Genomic DNA, 18785 nt, shown 5'->3' on the forward strand with positions numbered 1-18785 from the left:
GGAACCTGTTCCCACAACGACCCCGGATAGATTTGCGCAAGCCCAATTTACGTCAACACCACCTCGCTTGCAAAAGTCAGGCTGACCATAGATTTCTTTAGGCGGTCATTTGTCGCCGCGAGCCGCGCCGCTCCGCTCCCCGTATACCCCGACAACGTCCGTCGCGCATCTGCCGGCACCGGCATTTCCGATAGAATCAAATCATCCCCGTCCGTTAAAGCACCTGACGAAGCATTTCATGTCACGACGCATCATCCCTGTTGCCGATCTCAGCGCGGCGCCGGTCATCACCGGCCCAGTGCAGACACCTAGCGGCGTGCTGCACGATGCGCTCGCGCGTCCGCTGCACGATCTGCGCATCTCGGTGACGGACCGCTGCAACTTCCGCTGCGTGTATTGCATGCCGCGCGCAGTGTTCGACAAGGACTATGCTTTCCTGCCGCACAGCGCGTTGTTGAGTTTCGAGGAGATCGAGCGGCTCGCGCAGTTGTTCGTCGCGCATGGCGTCGAGAAAATTCGCCTGACCGGCGGCGAGCCGCTACTGCGCAAAAACCTCGAATTCCTGGTCGAACGGCTCGCCCGGTTGACCACGCCTGCGGGCCGTCCGCTCGATCTCACGCTGACCACCAACGGCTCGCTGCTCGCGCGCAAGGCGCGCAGCCTGAAAGACGCCGGCCTCACCCGCGTGACCGTCAGCCTCGATGCGCTCGACGACGCGCTGTTCCGCCGCATGAACGACGCCGACTTCGCGGTCGCCGACGTGCTCGATGGCATCGCCGCCGCGCAAGCGGCCGGGCTCGCGCCGGTCAAAGTCAACATGGTCGTCAAACGCGGTACCAACGACGGCGAAATCGTCCCCATGGCGCGTCATTTCAAAGGCACGGGCGCGGTGCTGCGCTTCATCGAGTACATGGACGTCGGCACCTCGAACGGCTGGAACATGACCGAAGTGCTGCCTTCCGCCGACGTCGTCACGCGCATCGCCGAGCATTTCCCGCTGGTGCCGCTCGAAGCGCACAGCGCCGCCGAAACTGCGCAACGCTGGGGTTATGTCGACGACGGCGGCGAGATCGGCGTCATTTCGAGCGTCACCCGCGCGTTCTGCGGCAATTGCACGCGCGCGCGTTTGTCGACCGAGGGCAAGCTATACCTGTGCCTGTTCGCATCGACCGGACATGACCTGCGCGCGCTGTTGCGCGGCGGTGCGAGCGATGCCGGGATCGCCACCGCCATCGCCGAAATCTGGCAGGGCCGCGGCGACCGCTACTCGCAGCTGCGCGGCAGCCAGCCGGCCGATCAGGGCGAGCCGGCCAAGCGTCGCGTCGAAATGTCCTACATCGGCGGCTGAGCGGCCGACGCATGTCCATCCCCCGCGAACAGATCACTGGGCTCGTGCTCGCGGGCGGGCGCGGCACGCGCATGGGCGGCGTCGACAAGGGCTTGCAGCCGCTGCACGGCGAACCGCTCGCCGCTCACGTGCTGCGGCGCCTCGCGCCGCAGACCGGCCCGCTGATGATCAGCGCGAACCGCCATCCCGACACCTATGCGACGCTCGGCGCGCCATATCGCGCGACGCTCGTCGCCGACACGCTCCCCGACTTTCCCGGCCCGCTCGCCGGCATGCTCGCCGGACTGCGCGCCGCCGGCACGGCGTACCTGCTGAGCGCGCCCTGCGATTCGCCGTGGCTACCGGCCGACCTCGCCGCGCGCCTCGCGGATGCGCTCGACGCGAACCACGCCGACATCGCAACGGTCACCACCGTCGACACCGGTGGAGAAACCTCCCTGCACCCGGTATTCGCGCTGATGCGCACAGTCGTCGCGGACGACCTGGCCGCGTTTCTGGCCTCCGGCGAGCGCAAGGTCCGCGCGTGGTACGCGCGCCACAAGACGGTCGAAGTCGTCTTTGCCGACGAGCGCGCGTTCTACAATGCCAACTCGTTACAAGAACTCGCCGACCTCGAACGCAATCGGGGCCCCGGCTGACATCCGCTCCGGCCGCACGGCAACAGCCGCGCCCGTCACCGGTCGCGACGCCCAGCCATTCATGACCACGCTCAACGACTTTTCCCGCTGCGTCGCGCAGTACGATCCTCATGCGCTACCCGTCCCGGCCGCTCAGGCGATCGTCCGGCAGTGGGCGACGCCGGTCGCGGCCGTCGAACGCCTGGCGTTGCGCGATGCACTCGACCGCGTGCTGGCCGCCGACATCGTGTCGCCGATCGACGTGCCCGCGCACGACAACTCCGCGATGGACGGCTACGCGTTCAATCACGCGGCGCTCGCGGCCGCTATGCGAGGCGGCGCGGACAGCGTCGAGCTGACGGTCGCCGGCAAGGCGCTCGCCGGTCATCCGTTCGCGGGCCGCGTCGCGGCGAACCAGTGCGTGCGCGTGATGACGGGCGCCTGCATGCCTGCCGGTTGCGACACCGTCGTGCCGCAGGAACAGGCGCAGCGCGACGGTGCGGATTCCACGTCGATCCGCGTCGCCGCCAGCGCGGTGGCGGCGGGTGCGAACCGCCGCCGCGCCGGCGAAGATCTCGCGCGCGGCCACGTCGCGCTGCATGCCGGCCGCATCGTGCGCGCCTCGGACCTCGGCCTGCTCGCGTCGCTCGGCATTGGCGAAGTCAGCGTGCGGCGGCGTTTGCGCGTCGCGTTCTTTTCGACCGGCGACGAACTGCGCTCGCTCGGCGAGCCGCTCGACGCGGGCTCGGTCTACGACAGCAACCGCTACACGCTGTTTGCGATGCTGCGGCACCTGAACATCGACGCGCTCGATCTCGGCGTCGTGCGTGACGAGCCGGCGGCGCTCGAAGCCGCGCTGCGCAGTGCCGCGGCCAACGCCGACGTGGTGCTGACTTCGGGCGGCGTGTCGGTGGGCGAAGCGGACTTCACGAAGCAGCTGCTACAGACCTTCGGCGACGTCGCCTTCTGGAGTCTCGCGATGCGTCCCGGCCGGCCGCTCGCGTTCGGCCGCCTGTGGTCTGGCGCACAGCCCGGGCTCGGCAAACCTGCGCTATTCTTCGGCCTGCCCGGCAATCCGGTCGCCGTGATGGTGACGTTCTATCAGATCGTGCGCGAAGCCCTGCTGCTGATGGCCGGCGCGACGCCGCGGCCGCTGCCGGTGATTCACGCGACGAGCCGCGTGGCGGTGGGCAAGCGCGCAGGCCGCACCGAATTCCAGCGCGGCATCGCCGAACAGGACGCGCACGGACACTGGCACGTGAGCCCGACCGGGTCGCAAAGCTCAGGCGTGCTGAGCTCGATGAGCGAAGCGAACTGCTTCATTGTGCTCGGCCACGACGAGGGCGACATCGCCGTCGGCGATCGCGTGTCGATCATGCTGTTCGACGGTCTCATCTGACGTTCCAGGCGGCGCATCGATCGCACGACATCGGCACCACAGCAGCACTTCATCGACACTCCACCCACTATCGCTACTACGACATACGGGTTTGACTTACATGAAAAAACAGATCTCGTTCATCGCACCAGGACAGACGGCCAAAGCGCTGATCCTCGTGTATCTGACGTTCTCGGTGCCGATCGTGCTGCTCGGCGTGGTGGTCGCGTTTGTGCGCTATGGCTCGGTCGAGCTGAGCACGGTGTTCAGCGCGCTGCTGCTGAACGCGATCCTCGGCTTCGTGCTGTTGTGGATCGCGTGCCACGCCTACAACTGGGTCGCGTCGCGCTTCGGTGGTATCGAAATCCATCTGGCCGACGCACCGGAAGAAGCGTAATGCCCGCGACGATCCGCGTCGCCAAGCCCGCGGATACCGGCGCGATCTTCGCGCTCACCTACGAACTCGCGCAGTTCGAGAACCTCACGCACATCTTCGTCGCGACGGAAGATAGCCTGCGCGACGCGCTGTTCGGCAGCTTCTATCAGAAGATGGGGGCGACGGTGTTGCCGGACTGGCGCGTCGTGCGCGTGACGGGCGATGCGCTGGCGCGGCTGGCTGCAAGGGCCTGAATTCCAGCGCCTCGCCCCTCATTGCTCATCAGGCTCCGCATTCGACAGCGCATCGCCGAGCAACCCGCTCGCCTCGTCGCCCGGTAACGCCTCGACGTCGCGCAGCTTGCGGTTCATCATGCGCGTGCGCGTTTCCGCTGCCTCGATCGAACGCGTGACGGTTTCGAGCTGCGCCTTGGTCTTCGCGAGCACGTCGCCGAATTTGCCGAACTCCGTCTTCACCGCGCCGAGTACCTGCCACACCTCGCTCGAACGCTTTTCGATCGCGAGCGTGCGGAAACCCATCTGCAGACTATTGAGCAACGCGGTCAGCGTGGTCGGCCCCGCAATCGTCACGCGATAGTCCCGCTGCAGCAGATCCGTGAGTCCCGGTCGGCGCAGCACTTCCGCGTACAGGCCTTCGGTCGGCAGGAACAGCAGCGCGAAGTCGGTCGTATGCGGCGGCGCCACGTACTTCTCCGCGATCGTGCGCGCCTCCGCGCGAATTCGCACTTCGAGCGCGCGCGATGCTTCCTCGACCGCGACCGGATCGGCGCGCTCCTGCGCTTCGATCAGCCGCTCGTAGTCCTCGCGCGGGAATTTGGCGTCGATCGGCAGCCATACCGGCGTATTCGCGCCGCCGGGCTCCGGCCGCCCCGGCAGACGAATCGCGAACTCCACGCGATCGGCGCTCTTCGGCACCGTCGCGACGTTCTTCGCGTATTGATCGACGGTCAGCAGTTGTTCGAGCAAGGCTTCGAGCTGCACTTCACCCCACGTGCCGCGCGTCTTCACGTTGGTCAGCACGCGCTTCAGATCGCCGACGCCGGCCGCCAGCGTCTGCATTTCACCGAGGCCGCGATGCACCTGTTCGAGCCGGTCAGACACGAGCTTGAACGACTCGCCGAGACGCTGCTCAAGCGTTGCGTGCAGTTTTTCGTCCACGGTGCGGCGCATTTCCTCGAGCCGCGTCGCGTTGTTCGCCTCGATGTCCTTCAGACGCTGCTCGATCGTCGCGCGCACTTCGGCGAAGCGCCGGTCGTTCGCCTCGGTTAGTTGCCCGAGTTGCAGGCTCAGCGTGTCGCCGAACTGCTTCAGCGAGCGGCCCTGCTCGTCGCGCGCCTGCTGCGCCTGCGCCTGCAGGCTGTGACGCACGGCGTCGAGCTGTTGCGCGAAGCCGTCGATCTTGCCGCCCTGCACCGTCGTCATGCTGCTGAACTGCGCGGCGAGCGTCTGCTGAAAATGCGCGAAGCCGCTGCTTTGCTCGGTGCGCGACACGCGCGCGGTCTCGGCGATGTCGTTGCGCAGTTGCCGCTCGAGCCGCTCGGCGGTATGCGCCTGCGCGTCGACGACGGCATCGACGCGTTCGTTCAGCATCTCGAACTGTTCGCGCTGCTCCGTGCGGTCGTGACCGCGTAGCAGCAAGGCGAGTGCGATCACGAGGGCAACCGCCAGCACCGCGACGGCCGCCACCAGAACCATTGTCATGAACGCGCCTTGCCGATCACGTCGGGGTTGATCGGATTCGGCGGCTGACCGGCGCGCGGTCCTGCGCCGAGGCCGGCGATCAGGTTGTCCGCGGCAAGATTCGCCATGGCGCGGCGCGTGGTTTCGGTCGCGCTCGCGATGTGCGGCGTCAGCACGACGTTCGGCACGTTCAGCAGCGCCGGGTGCAGCTGCGGCTCGCCTTCGAACACGTCCAGACCGGCCGCCGCGATGCGCCTGTCACGCAGCGCGTCGGCCAACGCCGCATCGTCGACGATGCCGCCGCGCGCGATGTTGGTGAGCGTCGCGCTCGGCTTCATCAGCGCCAGTTCGGCCGCGCCGATCGTGTGGTGGTTGCCTTTGTTGTACGGCAGCACCAGCACGACGTGGTCGGCGCGCCGCAGCAGATCCTCTTTCGACACGTACTCCGCGTTCAGCTCGGCCTCGATTTGCGGCGCGACGCGCGAGCGATTGTGATAGATGACCCGCATGTTGAAGCCCTGCGCGCGCCGCGCGAGCGCCTGGCCGATGCGGCCCATGCCGATCACGCCGAGCGTCGAACCGTATAGGTCGCTGCCGAGGAAGCCATCGTAGCTCCACTTCTGCCAATGTCCGGCGCGCAGCCAGTGCTCCGATTCGGCGATGCGGCGCGCGGCGGCCATCATCAGCGCCCAGCCGAAATCGGCGGTCGATTCGTTCAGCACGTCCGGCGTGTTGGTGCCGAGTACGTTCGCCGCGTTGAACGCGGCCATGTCGAAGTTGTTGTAGCCGACCGCCATGTTCGACACGACGCGCAGACGCGGCGCCGCGGCGAGCACGCCCGCGTCGATCATCTCGCCGGCCGTCAGCGCGCCGTCCTTGTCCGCGAGACGGCGCTTCAGTTCATCGGCGGGCAACACGTCGCCCTCGTTCCAGTCGACGTCGAAGTACTGCTTGAGCCGGTCGATCACGTCGGGAAAAATCGAACGGGCAACGAGGATTTTCTGCAATGCAAGTCTCCGTATCGCACGTCGAGGGATAGTCTCGGCGTTGCAGAGTCAGCGTTCAAAAAAGAGCCAGCCGGTCAGCGCGAACAACGGCACCAGCACCGCGCCGGACCAGCCCAGATACGCAAAAAAGCTCGGCATGCGCACACCGCGCGATTGCGCGATCGCCTTCACCATGAAGTTCGGCGCGTTGCCGATGTAGGTGTTCGCGCCCATGAACACGGCGCCGGCCGAAATCGCCGCGAGCGTGGTCGCGCCGGCGGTCATCAAGGTCTGCGCATCGCCGCCGGCCAGGTTGAAGAACACGAGGTAGGTCGGCGCGTTGTCGAGAAACGAAGATAGCAGGCCGGTCGCCCAGAAGTACATGATGTCGCGCGGCTCGCCTGACGGATCATTGACCAGATGGACGATGCCCGCGAACGCGCCGGCTTCTCCCGCGCGCAGGATCATGATGACCGGCACGATCGTCACGAAGATGCCGGCGAACAGTTTGGCGACTTCCTCGATCGGCGCCCACTTGAAGTCGTTGCCCGCGCGGGCCGCGCGCGGTGTCCACGCGAGCGATAGCAGCGTGACCACGATCAGCGCGGCGTCGCGCACGATGTTTTGCAACGCGACGTGCGTGCCGAGCACGTCGAATGTGATTTGCGGGCGCCACAGTCCGCTCATCAACACGAGCGCGATCACCGCGGCGAGCAGCACGAAATTGATCTTGCCGTCGATGCCGAGCGGCGCGCCGTCGGGCGTCGGATCGAGGAAAGCCGAACGCACTTCCTCGCGCTGGTGAAAGTAGTACGAGTCGAGTGCATAGAAAACGGCAAGTAGCATGCCGCTCACGAACAGCATCGGGAGCGCGAGATGCGTAGTGGTCCAGAAAAAGCTCACGCCTTCGAGAAAACCGAGGAACAGCGGCGGGTCGCCGAGCGGCGACAGCGAGCCACCGACGTTCGCGACGAGGAAGATGAAGAACACGACCACGTGGGTCACGTGGCGGCGATTGTCGTTTGCGCGCAGCAACGGGCGGATCAGCAGCATCGCCGCGCCGGTCGTACCCATCACGCTCGCGAGCGAGGTGCCGAGCGCGAGGATCGCGGTGTTCAGCCGCGGTGTGCCATGCAGGTTGCCGCGCACGCAGATGCCGCCCGCGACGGTATAGAGCGCGCTCAGCAGGATGATGAACGGGATGTACTCGTCGAGCATGGCATGCGCGAGCGCGCCGAGCGCCGCGCTCGCGCCGAAGCTCACGGCAAACGGCACGATGAACGCGAGCGCCCACGCCGCGGCGATCTTGCCGAAGTGGTGATGCCAGAGGGCTGGCGCGATCAGCGGAACGATCGCGATCGACAGCAGCACACCCGCGAAGGGCAAGCCCCACAACGCCGACAAGCGCGCGCCGTCGAGCGTCTCAGCCTGCACGGACGGCGAGCACAGCGCAAGCATCGACGCAACGGCGAGCCACCGGCCCGCGCCGCCGGCCTGCGAATTCATGCCGATACAGGCCGCGCGACGGCTTGCAACCGCACGCACGACAGATAACGCGTGTGTCGCGTATGCGCTGGCACGCCGCCGCGCGACGCGTTCAAGCATCCTGCACGACGATCGCATGCACCCGGTAGGGGCCGTGCGCGCCCAGCACGATGGTCTGCTCGATGTCGCCGGTGCGCGATGGTCCCGACACGAAATTGACCGCGCGCGGCAGCTCGCCGCGTTCCTTGCGGATCAGGTCGAACGCCTCTTCATGACCCGCGACGATCCGCGAGCCCGGCACGATCGCGATGTGCGTCTCCGGCAGCAGCCCGGCCGACGCATACGTCTCGGGACCGGACAGCAACACGAGCGTGCCGGTCTCCGCGGTCGCGCAGAAACAGCCGGTGAGACCGACCACGTCATTGTCTTGCGGTTTGCGATATTCGACGGCGAGGCCGGCTGCGGCCCACGGCAGATCGCGCAGCGTTTGCCACGCGATGGCCTGCAACGGCAAACCGTGTTGCGTCAGATAGCGATGCGCGGCGGCGGGTACATCGGCGAAGGTTTGAACGGTGTCGACAGTACTCGCCATTTTCTGCGCTTCCTCGATGAAGCGCGCGCGCAGATCGGTGGGCATGTCCGGACGCGGACCGGCCGGATGACGCGCGAGATAGTCCGCCGCGGCTTCGCGCTCGGCGGCGCTCGGTTCGGGCTCGCGCCCTTGCGCGGCGCGGATGCGCGCCAGGATGTTGCGGCGGGCAATCGATGTGTCCATGGGCGAAAATCCTCGTGTCGACGGCCGTGCGATATGGCGAGGATTATACCGGCCGCGCTCCGCGCGAACACCCTGGCCGAACGGCATATTGCCGCCAGTCGATAGCGCGGCGACACGGTTCGCCGTGCCCCCCGAACGCGAGCAGATCATGGTCAGGCGATGAACCGAAAAGCAGTCCGCAAAGCGCGCTACCTGGCCGCCTCTTCTTCCGGCTGCGCGATGCCGAACACCTGGCGCAGATACGCGAGATACGCCTTGTCCTCGCACATGTTCTTGCCCGGCGAGTCCGACAATTTCGCGACCGGCTGACCGTTGCAACGAACCATCTTGATCACGATCTGCAGCGGGTTGTAGCCGAGGTCGTTGGTCAGATTGGTGCCCACGCCGAACGCGAGTTTGCAGCGGCCGCGGAAGCGCTCGTATAGCTGCAGCACCTTCGGGATGTCGAGCGCGTCGGAGAACACGAGCACCTTGGTGCGCGGGTCGCAACGGTTCGCCTCGTAGTGTTTGAGCAGGCGCTCGCCCCAGTCGAATGGGTCGCCGGAATCGTGGCGAGCACCGTCGAACAGCTTGCAGAAGTACATGTCGAAATCGCGCAAGAACGCCTGCATGCCGTACACGTCGGAGAGCGCGATCCCGAGGTCGCCGCGATATTCCTTCGCCCACATCTCGAAGCCGAAGATCTGCGAGTCGCGCAGCCGCGGACCGAGCGCCTGGCAAGCCTGCAGGTACTCGTGCGCCATCGTGCCGAGCGGTGTCAGGCTGTGCTTCATCGCGTAGAAGACGTTGCTCGTGCCGGCGAACTGCTCGCCGAGACCGTCCTTCAGCGTGAGGATCACTTCCTCGTGCCACTGCTTCGAGAAGCGGCGGCGCGTGCCGTAATCGGCGATCTTGCAGTCGGCGAACTCCGGACGAGCGCCGAGCAGTTGAATCTTGTCGAGCAGACGGCCACGGCCTACGTGATAGTCGGGCGTTTGCTGGGTGTTGCGGAAATAGACTTCGTTGACGATCGCGAGCACCGGAATTTCGAAGAGGATCGTATGCAGCCACGGCCCCTTGATGTCGATGTCGATTTCGCCATTGCCCTTCGGCGACGGCGTGATCGAAATGTACTTCTCGTTCAGATGGAACAACGCGAGGAACTCGATGAAGTCGCCCTTGATGAAGCGCATGCGGCGCAGGTAGTCGAGTTCGTCGTCGGTGAAACGCAGTTCGCAGAGCTTGCGCACTTCGTCGCGAATCTCGTCGATGTACGGCACCAGATCGACTTTCGGCGTGCGGCAGCGGAAGCGGTACTCCACGTTGGCGGCGGGGAAGTGATGCAACACCACCTGCATCATCGTGAACTTGTACAGATCGGTATCGAGCAGCGAAGTAATAATCATGATGGTACGAACTGGACCGCTGAAAAAACGAAAAGGGCTCACTGCACCCTTGCAACGGACGCGCTGAGCCGAGCGGCGCGCCAACCTGATGCATGTTACCCGAATGCGTCCGCATCCAGCGTGCCACCGGGCCTTCGCCGCCATTGCGCGGCCGCTCGAGGCACCCCATAAACTAATCACAAAAACATATAAGACGCACGGCCCGATGCTTTATGCGCCTGTTGACGTTACGTTACAATAGTTCTTTTGGCGTCCGCGCCCTCCCCGATTCCGCATGCAGGAGCTGCCTGAATGACTCACGTTGTGACCGAAAGCTGCATCAAGTGCCGCTATACCGACTGCGTCGATGTGTGCCCGGTGGACTGCTTTCGCGAAGGTCCCAACTTCCTCGCGATCGATCCCGATGAATGCATCGACTGCGCCGTGTGCGTGGCCGAGTGCCCGGTGAACGCCATCTATGCCGAAGAAGACGTGCCGGGCGACCAGCAGGACTTCATCGCGCTGAACGCCGACCTGGCGAAAGCGTGGCCGAGCATCACGAAGACCAAGGCACCGCTGCCGGAAGCCGAGGAATTCAAGGATGTGAAGGAAAAGCTCGCGCTGCTCACGCGCTGAGCGCGGCCGCCTGTCACCTGCCTTGGCCGTTCAGATTCAGTATCAGGATGAACGCCGAGGTATTGACAGACGTTTCAGCTGCCTCTACAATTTCGCTTCTCTGCTGTTGTTGTTCTGTTCCTCGATAGCTCAGTCGGTAGAGCGCCGGACTGTTAATCCGTAGGTCCCTGGTTCGAGCCCAGGTCGAGGAGCCAAGAATTGCAAAAGCCCGTTAATCAAGACGGGTTTTTTTATGTAGATCAAGTTGTACTGCTGTTCCTCGATAGCTCAGTCGGTAGAGCGCCGGACTGTTAATCCGTAGGTCCCTGGTTCGAGCCCAGGTCGAGGAGCCAAAAATTTTGAAAGGCCCGCATCCATGCGGGCCTTTTTGTTTTTGTGCCACTATGGACAGCCTCACGCGCGCCGCGCGCCGTTATACGATGGCGACTTCACGGCGCACGTTTCGCCCCGCTCTGGCGCCGGCCCACTCCAGACACTCAACCGGCACGCTCATGAAATCCACCTCGCTACGCATCGCGCTCGCGGCCGCCGGCACCCTGCTGCTTTCTTCGGCGCGGGGCGAAGAAATCGCCAGCGTCAATACGAATTTTCACGTTACCGGCTCCGACCGCGTGGTCGTGGAGGCCTATGACGATCCCATCGTGCAAGGCGTCACCTGCTACGTGTCGCGGGCGCGGACGGGCGGCATCAAAGGCACGCTCGGCATCGCCGAAGATCCGACCGAGGCGTCGATCGCGTGCCGCCAGGTCGGGGAGTTGCATTTCACCGGCCCCGTCAAGCAGAAGGACGACGTGTTCTCGGTCAGCATGTCGCTGATCTTCAAGTCGCTGCACGTGGTGCGCGTGGTCGACACGAAGCGCAACGCCCTGGTCTATCTGACCTACAGCGACCGCGTCGTCAGCGGCAGCGCGAAAAACAGCGTGAGCGCCGTGCCGATGCCCACTGGCACGACGATTCCGGTCAAGTAAGGGCAAGTCAGGACAAGTACCGGCAATTGACGGCACCAGCGGCACGCGGCGCGGCGCTGCACACCCGCCGCCGTCCCCGACAACGACGCGTTAAACTGACCGGTCCAGCCAGACTTTCGTCATGACCGCCACCCCTCGTTTCCGCGATTCCGCCCGCTACTGGCGCACGCCGCTACTGCCCGGCGCGGATCTGCTCACCGCCGAATATCACGATCACGAGTTCGCGCCGCATTGGCACGACGCCTACACGATCCCGGTGATCGTCGCGGGTGCGGAATGCTATCGGTATAGCGGCGAGCACCATGTCGCCGAAGCGGGCAGCGTGCCGGTCATCAACCCGGGCGAGTTGCATACGGGGTCGAAGGCGGTCGAGGCGGGCTGGCGTTATCGCGTGATGTATGCGCCGGTCGGGTTCCTCTGCGCGCTGGCCGACGAAGTCGCCGGCAAGCCGCAGGCCTTACCGTGGTTCGCGCCCGGCGTGATCCGCGATTCCGATCTCGCGACGCGGCTCGCGCACGCCCACCGTCTGCTCGAAGCCGGCGACGACGCGCTCGCCGCCGAAACCGCGATGCTCGACGCGCTGTCCACGTTGCTGGTCCGCTATGCGCGGACGCGCCCCGCCGCCGCTCGCGTCGCCACCGACGACACTCGCGTCGCACTGATGCAGGAGCGTCTGACCGGCGACCTCGTCGAACCGGTGACGCTCGCCGAGGTCGCGAAGGCAGCGGGTCTGTCGCCGTTCCACGCGGCGCGGCTATTCACCCAATCGACCGGCCTGCCGCCCCACGCGTGGCGCAATCAGGTGCGCCTGCAGCGCGCGCTCGCGCCGTTGCGCGCCGGCGTCCCGGTGACCGACGTCGCCGCCGCGAGCGGCTTCACCGATCAGAGCCATTTCACGCGGCATTTCCGACGCATGTTCGGCGTGCCGCCGGGCCAATGGCAAGGAACGCAGCGCGGTTCGTAACGCGATGCGGCACCGCCGGCGCCTGCACCGCGCGCCGTGAGCGTGCCGCCGCAATCCGTCAGCCCGTCATCAGCCATCCCCCGCTACACCGTTGCACCCCATCAGCAATCCGCCGCAAGAACGTACAAGTCCGAACGCCGGTCAGCCGCTATGCTTCCGACATCAAGGAGGCTTAGATTGACCGATTCCACCCAAGGCCAGCCCACCCGGGGCGGCCATCTCAAAGAATTCGCCGCCGGCGCGCGCGACATCATCCCGATGATGGTCGGCGCCGCGCCGTTCGGCGTCATTTTCGGCACGCTCGTGACCTCCAGCCCGCTGCATCTGTGGCACGGCCAGTTGATGTCGCTCGTCGTTTTCGCGGGCTCCGCGCAGTTCATCGCGCTCGGCCTGATCGCCGGGCATGCGAGCTTCGCCGTGATCTGGGCGACCACGCTCGTCGTCAATTTGCGTCACGTGCTGTATAGCGCGACGCTCGCACCGCACGTCGCGCATCTGCCGAAGCGCTGGCGTTGGGCGCTCGGCGCGCTGCTCACCGACGAAGTCTTCGCGGTCGCGTGGGAGCATTACCGGCATCGCGAGCCGGGCACGGTCGGCCCGTACTACTTCTGCGGCGCCGGCGTCGCGATGTATCTGAACTGGCAGCTATGGACCGTCGCCGGCCTGCTGTTCGGCTCGGCCTTCCCCGGCCTGCAGTCGCTCGGTCTCGACTTTGCGATGGTTGCGACGTTCATTGCGATCGTCGTGCCGCAACTGGTCGCGCTGCGCTATATCGCGGCGGCCGTCACCGCCGGCACGCTGGCGTTTTTCTGGCAGGCGTGGCCGTATAAGCTCGGCCTGCTCGGCGCGGTGTTCGCGGGAGTCGCGGTCGGCGTGCTGCTGTCGATGTCGCGTCTGAACCTGCGTGGCGCGCGCCGTCCCGTGGAGGCCACGCGATGAACTACGTCGTTCTGATCGTCGGCATGGCCGCGATTACGTGGTTGATCCGCGCGGCCGTGTTCGTGCTCGGCGACCGGCTCGTGTTCCCGCCGCTTCTGCGCGCCGCGCTTAGCTTCGTGCCGGTCACCGTGCTGACCGCGATCATCGTCCCGATGGCCGTGTCACCGCACGGCAACAACGCCGAGCTGAACTGGCGCAATCCGCAGCTGGTCGGCGCGCTCGCCGCGATCGTCGTTAGCGCGCTGACGCGCCGGCCGCTGCTGACGATCGCAGTCGGTCTAGGCGTGTTCTTCGTCTGGCAGTGCGTGGTGCTGAAGTAAGCGCGCCCTGTCTCTACGCTCATCGACTCATCAGCGGTCCGTCGACACCTCGCCGCGTCGCGGGCCGCGCACTCCCGTTCAAGCGACTCCCAAGCGGGCCATTGCCCGAAGCTTCCCTCCAAAGCGTCCGCGCGTCGCCGGGCCGCCCTCAAGTTTCCCGCTACCCCGCCGATATGCAGTCGAGGTCCGCTCATCGGGAGTCGTCCCGCTGGTTACGCGGCAACAGGCTGGAATCAAGCGCGTCGGCAACCGGCGTCGCGTCGCCTCGGTGCGCAAGCGGCCGGGCGATCTTGCGACGGCGCGCCGCGCGCAGCCGCATTAAACGGGATAACACATGGGTCAAATCACCCTGAAGCTCAAGGACGAGACCGTCGCGTCGCTGCGCAAGGACTTCGAGGCCTTTTTACGGGTCTCGCTGAAGCTCGATCCGCAGTTCGCGACGCCGTCGTTCGAGGATTTCTTACGCGCCAAGCTGCTCGACAACATGGTGCCGCTCACCGAGCACGCGGTACAGCGGATGCTGCAAGGCGGCCAGTACGCGTGGGCCAAACGCACGCTCGACAAGGAATTCCCGGACGTCGTGTCGATCCTGATGCGGCAGGCGGGCGAGTTCGGGTTCGGTTTCGCGGCGCGCTCGGAATGGACGCCCGAGGAGCTCACCAAGCAATGCCGCGACTGGGCCGCCGCAATCGTCAAGGAAGCGGAAGGCGACGCGACGCTGGTCGACCCCCTCGCCTCGCAGATCAAGAGCACCGTGCAGGACATTCAGGCACTCGAGGAAGTGATGCAGACGCCGGCATGGCGGCTCGTCGAATCGCTGCGCCAGCGCGTCTACGAGGCGAAGGTCGCGTGCGAGACGAGCGTGGGCAGCACCGCGCGCGAGAAGCTCGGCGAACTGCGTGGGCTGTTGCGGCTAGGCATTTCGCACGGCACGTTCCAGAAGCAGGAAGCGCAGCAGATCATGGAGTATCTGCGGCTCTTGAAGCCGGAGATTTTCGTCGAGGAGCCGTATGACGTGTTCTCGCGGCTCGCGGCATGGCTGCGCAATTTCTTCGTGCCGCCGCCTCCGGTCGCGCAGCAACAGCAGCGGCAGTCGCGCTGAGCTTCCACTGACCCGCGCGGCGCGCGTCCCTTCGTCGGATAAACGCGCCCCTGCCCGCGCGTCGATCCCAACGCGCGGTGCTAGCCGCTCAATCCCACATCTTCCTGAGCTTCGTCGCGATCTCGATCTTCGCCTGCGCGGCCGCGGCGAGCCCAGCCGCGCTCGGCGCGCTCGCCACCGCAATGCGCGGCCATGCATAGGCGTCGAACAGCGGCAGCATCGGCGTGGCGATGAAGCGCGTGCGCGACGCCCACACATGGCGGTCGCCCAGATGCGTCTGGTTGTGCACGTAAAAGCGCTGCGGCACGACGATGTGCAGGTCTTCCTTCGCGCGCGTCATCGCCACGTAGAGCAGGCGCCGCTCCTCGTCGATTTCCTCGTCGCTGCCGGTGCCGAGATCAGAAGGAATGCAGCCGTCGACGCCGTTCAGCACGAACACGTTGCGCCACTCCTGACCCTTCGCCGAATGGATCGTCGACAGGATCAGGTAGTCCTCGTCGATCAGCGGCACGCCGGATTCGTCGCTGGTCGCGTCGGGCGGATCGAGCGTCAATTCGGTCAGGAAGCGTTCACGCGACGGATACGTACCCGCGATGCTTTCCATCTGCAGCAGGTCCGCGTGACGGATCGCGGCGTCCTCGTGATTGCGCTCCAGATGCGGCTCGTACCAGCGCCGCACCATCTCGAACTCGGCGGGCCACGGCGTTTGCCGGCCGTACACGCCCGACATCAGCTTGACGAACGGATGCCAGTCTTCCTGCGTGCGCGCGGGCGCCGCAAACGCGGCCAGCACACCGCCCGCGCTCGCGACCGGATCGCCGCCGTCCGCGCGCGCGACGATGTCGTCGAGCACCTTCGCCGCGGTGGCCGGGCCGACGCCCGGCAGCAGTTGCACGACGCGAAAGCCGGCGACGCGATCGCGCGGATTCTCGGCCCAGCGCAGCACCGCGAGCACGTCCTTCACATGCACCGAGTCGAGAAATTTGAGCCCGCCGAACTTGACGAATGGAATGTTGCGGCGCGTGAGCTCGATCTCGAGCGCGGCGCTGTGATGCGCGGCGCGAAACAATACCGCCTGCGACTTCAGCTTCACGCCCTGCTCGCGCGCCTCGAGCACCTGCTCGACGACGTAGCGAGCTTGCGCGGCATCGTCGGCGACCGTGACGAGGCGCGGGCGCTGCGCCGACGCCTTGTCGGTCCACAGATTCTTGGTGTAGCGCTCGCTCGCGAGTTCGATCACCGCGTTCGACGCGGCGAGAATCGGCTCGGTCGAGCGATAGTTGCGCTCGAGCGTGACCTGCCTGGCGGGCGGCTCGAACTGGGTGGGAAAGTCGAGGATATTGCGCACCGTCGCGCCGCGAAACGAATAGATCGACTGCGCGTCGTCGCCAACCACGGTCAGGCCGCGGCCGTCCGGCTTCATTGCGAGCAGGATCGACGCCTGCAGGCGGTTGGTGTCCTGGTATTCGTCGACCAGAACATGATCGAAACGCGCCGACAGATCGGCCGCGATGCTCGGCTCGGCGGCCATGTGCGACCAGTAGAGCAGCAGATCGTCGTAGTCGAGCACGCTCTGCTTCTGTTTGGCGTCGACGTATGCGGCGAACAGCCGGCGCAGATCGTCCTCCCACTCGCGACACCACGGAAACGCGCGGTCCAATACCTGGCCGAGCGATGCGCCGGTGTTGACGACACGCGAGTAGATCGCGAAGCAGGTGCCCTTCGCCGGAAAGCGCCGCTCCTTCGCGGACAGTCCAAGCTCGTGGCGCACGAGGTTCATCAGGTCGGCGGAGTCTTCGCGGTCGTTGATCGTGAACGCGGGCGCGAGGCCGATCAGATCCGCGTATTCGCGCAACAGCCGCGCGCCGACACTATGGAAGGTACCTGCCCACGTGAGCCCTTGCGCGAGCGCGGCGCGTGGGCCGACGGTAGCGGCCGCGGCGCCCGCGATGCGGGTCACGCGGCGGGTCATTTCGAGCGCCGCGCGGCGCGAGAAGGTCAACAGCAGGATGCGCTGCGGATCGGCACCCTTCACCACCAGATTGGCGACGCGGTGCGCAAGCGTGTTGGTCTTGCCGGAGCCGGCGCCCGCGATCACGAGCAGCGCGCCGGGCAGCGCATCTGGCGTGTCGGTCCCGTATTCGACGGCTTCGCGTTGGGCGTCGTTGAGCTTCGCTAGCCAGGCGGCGGTATCGAACGACGGAGCGGATTCGGCGACGGTGGACACTGATCGGTTTCGCGGGTTGGATGGATCTTCAGGATGCGACGCACACTGTATATCCATACAACCTCATGCGACAAGCGCCCCTTTTTTCGGGCGCCTATCCGCCGGTCTACGCCGCGCACTACTGTTTCTTCGCGTCCTTCAGGTTGGCAGCAGCGCTGGCCTTGTCGGCGTCGGCCTGCGCGTCGGCTTTGGTCTTGTCCGCTTTCGCCTGGGCGAGCGCGGCTTTCTTGTCGGCCTTCGCCTGTGCTTTCGCGGTCTTTTTGTCCGCATGCGTGGGGGGCGCCGCGGCCGGGTGGGTCAAGCGACCGACGCCCGCGGCGCGCGCGCCTCGCAGACCCACGCGCCGCGGCATCCGGCAGGGCTTAGTGCTTGACGTCCGCGCCGTCGCCCTGCGCGGCAGCCTGCCCTTCCATATTCATCTTCATTTCGTTATTGGCGGTCTGTTTGTCCGCCTTCTGGTTCAGCTTCGCGCCGCGCACCTGCTCCTTGTACTGGTCCTTCGCGGCCTTCTGCTCCGCCTTCAATTCCGCTTTCGAGGACTTCCTGGCCGCGCGATACTCGGCGTTGGCCTTCGCGTCGGCGTCGCGCTTCTGCACGAGCGGGTCGGCGGAGCCCGAAGCCGTCAAACGGGCCGGCGGCGGCGCCTCGACGCCTTGCGCGGCGGGTGCGCCCGGGACTTGCTGCATGCCTTGCGTCGAAGGCGGCACCTGCATGCGCTGGGCGCCAGCCGCGGACGGCGGCGCCATGCCGGCGGCGCCCTGGCTCTGGATCTGCGCCTGAGCGCCGATGCCTGCTGCCGGCTGCGCGGTCTGCGCAACGGCGGCCGTCGCGGCAAAAGCAGTGAGGGCGGTACCGATCAGGAGCGAACGAATCTGGGTCATGGCTATCCTCTCTGGAGTTGTTGTGACACGGGCGGACTCTCTGGCGTCGTGATGACGGAACGTCGCGCGCGCCTCGTCCGGTCTGGGCGTCGCTGGTTGGACGGCCGGGGAGCGATCCCGGAAGCCAGCGGGCTTTGCTGCTGAACTGCACTCTAGGAGTGAAATCCGTCCGGTGCGACCAGCGTTACGGAACGTTTCACTTTCCGACAACTGAATAACATCTACTTTCATTTGCTTGCGCGAAGGGCTCGCTGGATGGCCGCGCCGCCGCTCCGGGTGCGCTTGCTTTATGATGCGAACCCCCAACGCGACCCCGTGCCCAAAGGTGCAAACGCCATGCCCAACCTCAATTTCACGCTGACCGGCGAATACGTCGAACTCCACAATCTGCTGAAGATCACGGGCCTCGCGGATAGTGGCGGCTCCGCGAAAATGATGGTCGCCGACGGCGCCGTGATGGTCGATGGCCGGGTCGAGACGCGTAAGACCTGCAAGATCCGCGCGGGCCAGGTCGTGCTGCTCGGCGATACGCGGATCGCGGTCCACGAAGGCTGACGGCAGTCCGGAAAATCGCAGGACGGCACGCACCAGAATTGTGCGTCGTCCATCGACAGCGGCCGGGGGAGGCAATAAGCTGTCGGTTTCGACAGGTAAACGACGGACCGCGCCACGGGCGAGGAGTCGGCTGACCGGCTCGGCGCCGCGTCGCGGTTTTTCCC

20 protein-coding genes and 2 tRNA genes are annotated in these 18785 nt (G+C 66.0%); 14 read left to right on the plus strand and 8 right to left on the minus strand.

Going from position 1 to position 18785, the window contains the following annotated elements; genetic code table 11:
• Positions 1–238: 238 nt before the first annotated feature.
• The 5 genes from moaA to HDG32_RS33055 all read left to right on the plus strand — a co-directional run bounded on the left by moaA (position 239) and on the right by HDG32_RS33055 (position 3973).
• On the plus strand, positions 239–1348 hold the full coding sequence (gene moaA / locus HDG32_RS33035; protein WP_184073756.1) for a GTP 3',8-cyclase MoaA: 1110 nt from the start codon (positions 239–241) through the stop codon (positions 1346–1348).
• Positions 1349–1359: 11 nt separating this feature from the next.
• Positions 1360–1986, plus strand: a complete 627-nt coding sequence (gene mobA, locus HDG32_RS33040) for a molybdenum cofactor guanylyltransferase MobA (RefSeq protein ID WP_184073758.1) — start codon at positions 1360–1362, stop codon at positions 1984–1986.
• Between the two features lie 61 nt (positions 1987–2047).
• Positions 2048–3364, plus strand: coding sequence for a gephyrin-like molybdotransferase Glp (glp, locus tag HDG32_RS33045; protein WP_184073760.1), 1317 nt, complete (start codon positions 2048–2050; stop codon positions 3362–3364).
• 100 nt (positions 3365–3464) lie between these two features.
• Complete coding sequence (locus HDG32_RS33050) at positions 3465–3740, plus strand: hypothetical protein (RefSeq protein ID WP_008923126.1); 276 nt, start codon at positions 3465–3467, stop codon at positions 3738–3740.
• Complete coding sequence (locus tag HDG32_RS33055) at positions 3740–3973, plus strand: hypothetical protein (RefSeq protein ID WP_184073762.1); 234 nt, start codon at positions 3740–3742, stop codon at positions 3971–3973. Before HDG32_RS33050 ends, HDG32_RS33055 begins: the two co-directional genes overlap by 1 nt.
• Before the next feature lie 18 nt (positions 3974–3991).
• Here HDG32_RS33055 and HDG32_RS33060 read toward each other — a convergent pair whose 3' ends face one another.
• The 5 genes from HDG32_RS33060 to pncB form a co-directional block, all read right to left on the minus strand.
• Positions 3992–5440 (minus strand): DNA recombination protein RmuC, encoded by a 1449-nt coding sequence (locus HDG32_RS33060; RefSeq protein ID WP_184073764.1) that lies wholly within the window; start codon positions 5438–5440, stop codon positions 3992–3994.
• Positions 5437–6426, minus strand: a complete 990-nt coding sequence (locus tag HDG32_RS33065) for a D-glycerate dehydrogenase (RefSeq protein ID WP_090801203.1) — start codon at positions 6424–6426, stop codon at positions 5437–5439. Before HDG32_RS33065 ends, HDG32_RS33060 begins: the two co-directional genes overlap by 4 nt.
• A gap of 48 nt (positions 6427–6474) precedes the next feature.
• The gene (locus tag HDG32_RS33070; protein ID WP_260336685.1) at positions 6475–7863 is read right to left on the minus strand and encodes a sodium:proton antiporter; all 1389 of its coding nucleotides are present in this window, start codon (positions 7861–7863) and stop codon (positions 6475–6477) included.
• 139 nt (positions 7864–8002) lie between these two features.
• Positions 8003–8665, minus strand: coding sequence for a lactate utilization protein C (locus HDG32_RS33075; protein WP_184073768.1), 663 nt, complete (start codon positions 8663–8665; stop codon positions 8003–8005).
• Positions 8666–8853: 188 nt separating this feature from the next.
• Positions 8854–10050, minus strand: coding sequence for a nicotinate phosphoribosyltransferase (gene pncB, locus HDG32_RS33080; protein ID WP_184073770.1), 1197 nt, complete (start codon positions 10048–10050; stop codon positions 8854–8856).
• 291 nt (positions 10051–10341) lie between these two features.
• On the opposite strand from pncB, the gene fdxA reads away from it, so the two are divergent.
• The 8 genes from fdxA to HDG32_RS33120 all read left to right on the plus strand — a co-directional run bounded on the left by fdxA (position 10342) and on the right by HDG32_RS33120 (position 14958).
• Complete coding sequence (fdxA, locus tag HDG32_RS33085; protein ID WP_184027901.1) at positions 10342–10665, plus strand: ferredoxin FdxA; 324 nt, start codon at positions 10342–10344, stop codon at positions 10663–10665.
• Between the two features lie 118 nt (positions 10666–10783).
• Positions 10784–10859 (plus strand) — tRNA-Asn (locus HDG32_RS33090).
• A gap of 62 nt (positions 10860–10921) precedes the next feature.
• Positions 10922–10997: transfer RNA gene (locus HDG32_RS33095), tRNA-Asn, on the plus strand.
• Positions 10998–11156: 159 nt separating this feature from the next.
• Positions 11157–11633, plus strand: coding sequence for a CreA family protein (locus HDG32_RS33100; RefSeq protein WP_184027898.1), 477 nt, complete (start codon positions 11157–11159; stop codon positions 11631–11633).
• A gap of 121 nt (positions 11634–11754) precedes the next feature.
• On the plus strand, positions 11755–12597 hold the full coding sequence (locus tag HDG32_RS33105; RefSeq protein ID WP_090801211.1) for an AraC family transcriptional regulator: 843 nt from the start codon (positions 11755–11757) through the stop codon (positions 12595–12597).
• Between the two features lie 177 nt (positions 12598–12774).
• Positions 12775–13536: an AzlC family ABC transporter permease gene (locus HDG32_RS33110; protein WP_184073772.1), complete on the plus strand. Its 762-nt coding sequence runs from the start codon at positions 12775–12777 to the stop codon at positions 13534–13536.
• Entirely contained in the window at positions 13533–13856 is a 324-nt protein-coding gene (locus tag HDG32_RS33115) for an AzlD domain-containing protein (RefSeq protein ID WP_184073774.1), read from the plus strand. The genes HDG32_RS33110 and HDG32_RS33115 overlap by 4 nt, the downstream gene beginning before the upstream one ends.
• Positions 13857–14190: 334 nt before the next feature.
• Positions 14191–14958 carry a DUF4088 family protein gene (locus HDG32_RS33120; RefSeq protein ID WP_090801217.1) on the plus strand — a complete coding sequence of 256 codons (768 nt, stop codon included), beginning with the start codon at positions 14191–14193 and terminating at the stop codon, positions 14956–14958.
• An 88-nt stretch (positions 14959–15046) separates the two neighbouring features.
• Here HDG32_RS33120 and HDG32_RS33125 read toward each other — a convergent pair whose 3' ends face one another.
• From HDG32_RS33125 to HDG32_RS33135, 3 genes are all read right to left on the minus strand, one after another.
• Positions 15047–17242 carry an ATP-dependent helicase gene (locus tag HDG32_RS33125; protein ID WP_184073776.1) on the minus strand — a complete coding sequence of 732 codons (2196 nt, stop codon included), beginning with the start codon at positions 17240–17242 and terminating at the stop codon, positions 15047–15049.
• A 61-nt stretch (positions 17243–17303) separates the two neighbouring features.
• The gene (locus HDG32_RS33130) at positions 17304–17486 is read right to left on the minus strand and encodes a hypothetical protein (protein WP_184073778.1); all 183 of its coding nucleotides are present in this window, start codon (positions 17484–17486) and stop codon (positions 17304–17306) included.
• A 61-nt stretch (positions 17487–17547) separates the two neighbouring features.
• Positions 17548–18066, minus strand: coding sequence for a hypothetical protein (locus tag HDG32_RS33135; protein WP_184073780.1), 519 nt, complete (start codon positions 18064–18066; stop codon positions 17548–17550).
• 336 nt (positions 18067–18402) lie between these two features.
• Here HDG32_RS33135 and HDG32_RS33140 point away from each other — a divergent pair, with 336 nt between their 5' ends.
• The gene (locus tag HDG32_RS33140) at positions 18403–18621 is read left to right on the plus strand and encodes an RNA-binding S4 domain-containing protein (protein WP_013090085.1); all 219 of its coding nucleotides are present in this window, start codon (positions 18403–18405) and stop codon (positions 18619–18621) included.
• Positions 18622–18785 lie beyond the last annotated feature (164 nt).

This window comes from Paraburkholderia sp. CI2, from assembly GCF_014201055.1.
Lineage (GTDB): Bacteria > Pseudomonadota > Gammaproteobacteria > Burkholderiales > Burkholderiaceae > Paraburkholderia > Paraburkholderia tuberum.

What these genes read in the sequence shown, in the direction of transcription:
- moaA (WP_184073756.1), top strand. Translation starts at nt 239, where the DNA reads ATGTCACGACGCATCATCCCTGTTGCCGATCTCAGCGCGGCGCCGGTC.
- mobA (WP_184073758.1), top strand. Translation starts at nt 1,360, where the DNA reads ATGTCCATCCCCCGCGAACAGATCACTGGGCTCGTGCTCGCGGGCGGG.
- glp (WP_184073760.1), top strand. Translation starts at nt 2,048, where the DNA reads ATGACCACGCTCAACGACTTTTCCCGCTGCGTCGCGCAGTACGATCCT.
- HDG32_RS33050 (WP_008923126.1), top strand. Translation starts at nt 3,465, where the DNA reads ATGAAAAAACAGATCTCGTTCATCGCACCAGGACAGACGGCCAAAGCG.
- HDG32_RS33055 (WP_184073762.1), top strand. Translation starts at nt 3,740, where the DNA reads ATGCCCGCGACGATCCGCGTCGCCAAGCCCGCGGATACCGGCGCGATC.
- HDG32_RS33060 (WP_184073764.1), bottom strand. Translation starts at nt 5,440, where the DNA reads ATGACAATGGTTCTGGTGGCGGCCGTCGCGGTGCTGGCGGTTGCCCTC.
- HDG32_RS33070 (WP_260336685.1), bottom strand. Translation starts at nt 7,863, where the DNA reads ATGCTTGCGCTGTGCTCGCCGTCCGTGCAGGCTGAGACGCTCGACGGC.
- HDG32_RS33075 (WP_184073768.1), bottom strand. Translation starts at nt 8,665, where the DNA reads ATGGACACATCGATTGCCCGCCGCAACATCCTGGCGCGCATCCGCGCC.
- pncB (WP_184073770.1), bottom strand. Translation starts at nt 10,050, where the DNA reads ATGATTATTACTTCGCTGCTCGATACCGATCTGTACAAGTTCACGATG.
- fdxA (WP_184027901.1), top strand. Translation starts at nt 10,342, where the DNA reads ATGACTCACGTTGTGACCGAAAGCTGCATCAAGTGCCGCTATACCGAC.
- HDG32_RS33100 (WP_184027898.1), top strand. Translation starts at nt 11,157, where the DNA reads ATGAAATCCACCTCGCTACGCATCGCGCTCGCGGCCGCCGGCACCCTG.
- HDG32_RS33105 (WP_090801211.1), top strand. Translation starts at nt 11,755, where the DNA reads ATGACCGCCACCCCTCGTTTCCGCGATTCCGCCCGCTACTGGCGCACG.
- HDG32_RS33115 (WP_184073774.1), top strand. Translation starts at nt 13,533, where the DNA reads ATGAACTACGTCGTTCTGATCGTCGGCATGGCCGCGATTACGTGGTTG.
- HDG32_RS33120 (WP_090801217.1), top strand. Translation starts at nt 14,191, where the DNA reads ATGGGTCAAATCACCCTGAAGCTCAAGGACGAGACCGTCGCGTCGCTG.
- HDG32_RS33125 (WP_184073776.1), bottom strand. Translation starts at nt 17,242, where the DNA reads ATGGATATACAGTGTGCGTCGCATCCTGAAGATCCATCCAACCCGCGA.
- HDG32_RS33135 (WP_184073780.1), bottom strand. Translation starts at nt 18,066, where the DNA reads ATGACCCAGATTCGTTCGCTCCTGATCGGTACCGCCCTCACTGCTTTT.
- HDG32_RS33140 (WP_013090085.1), top strand. Translation starts at nt 18,403, where the DNA reads ATGCCCAACCTCAATTTCACGCTGACCGGCGAATACGTCGAACTCCAC.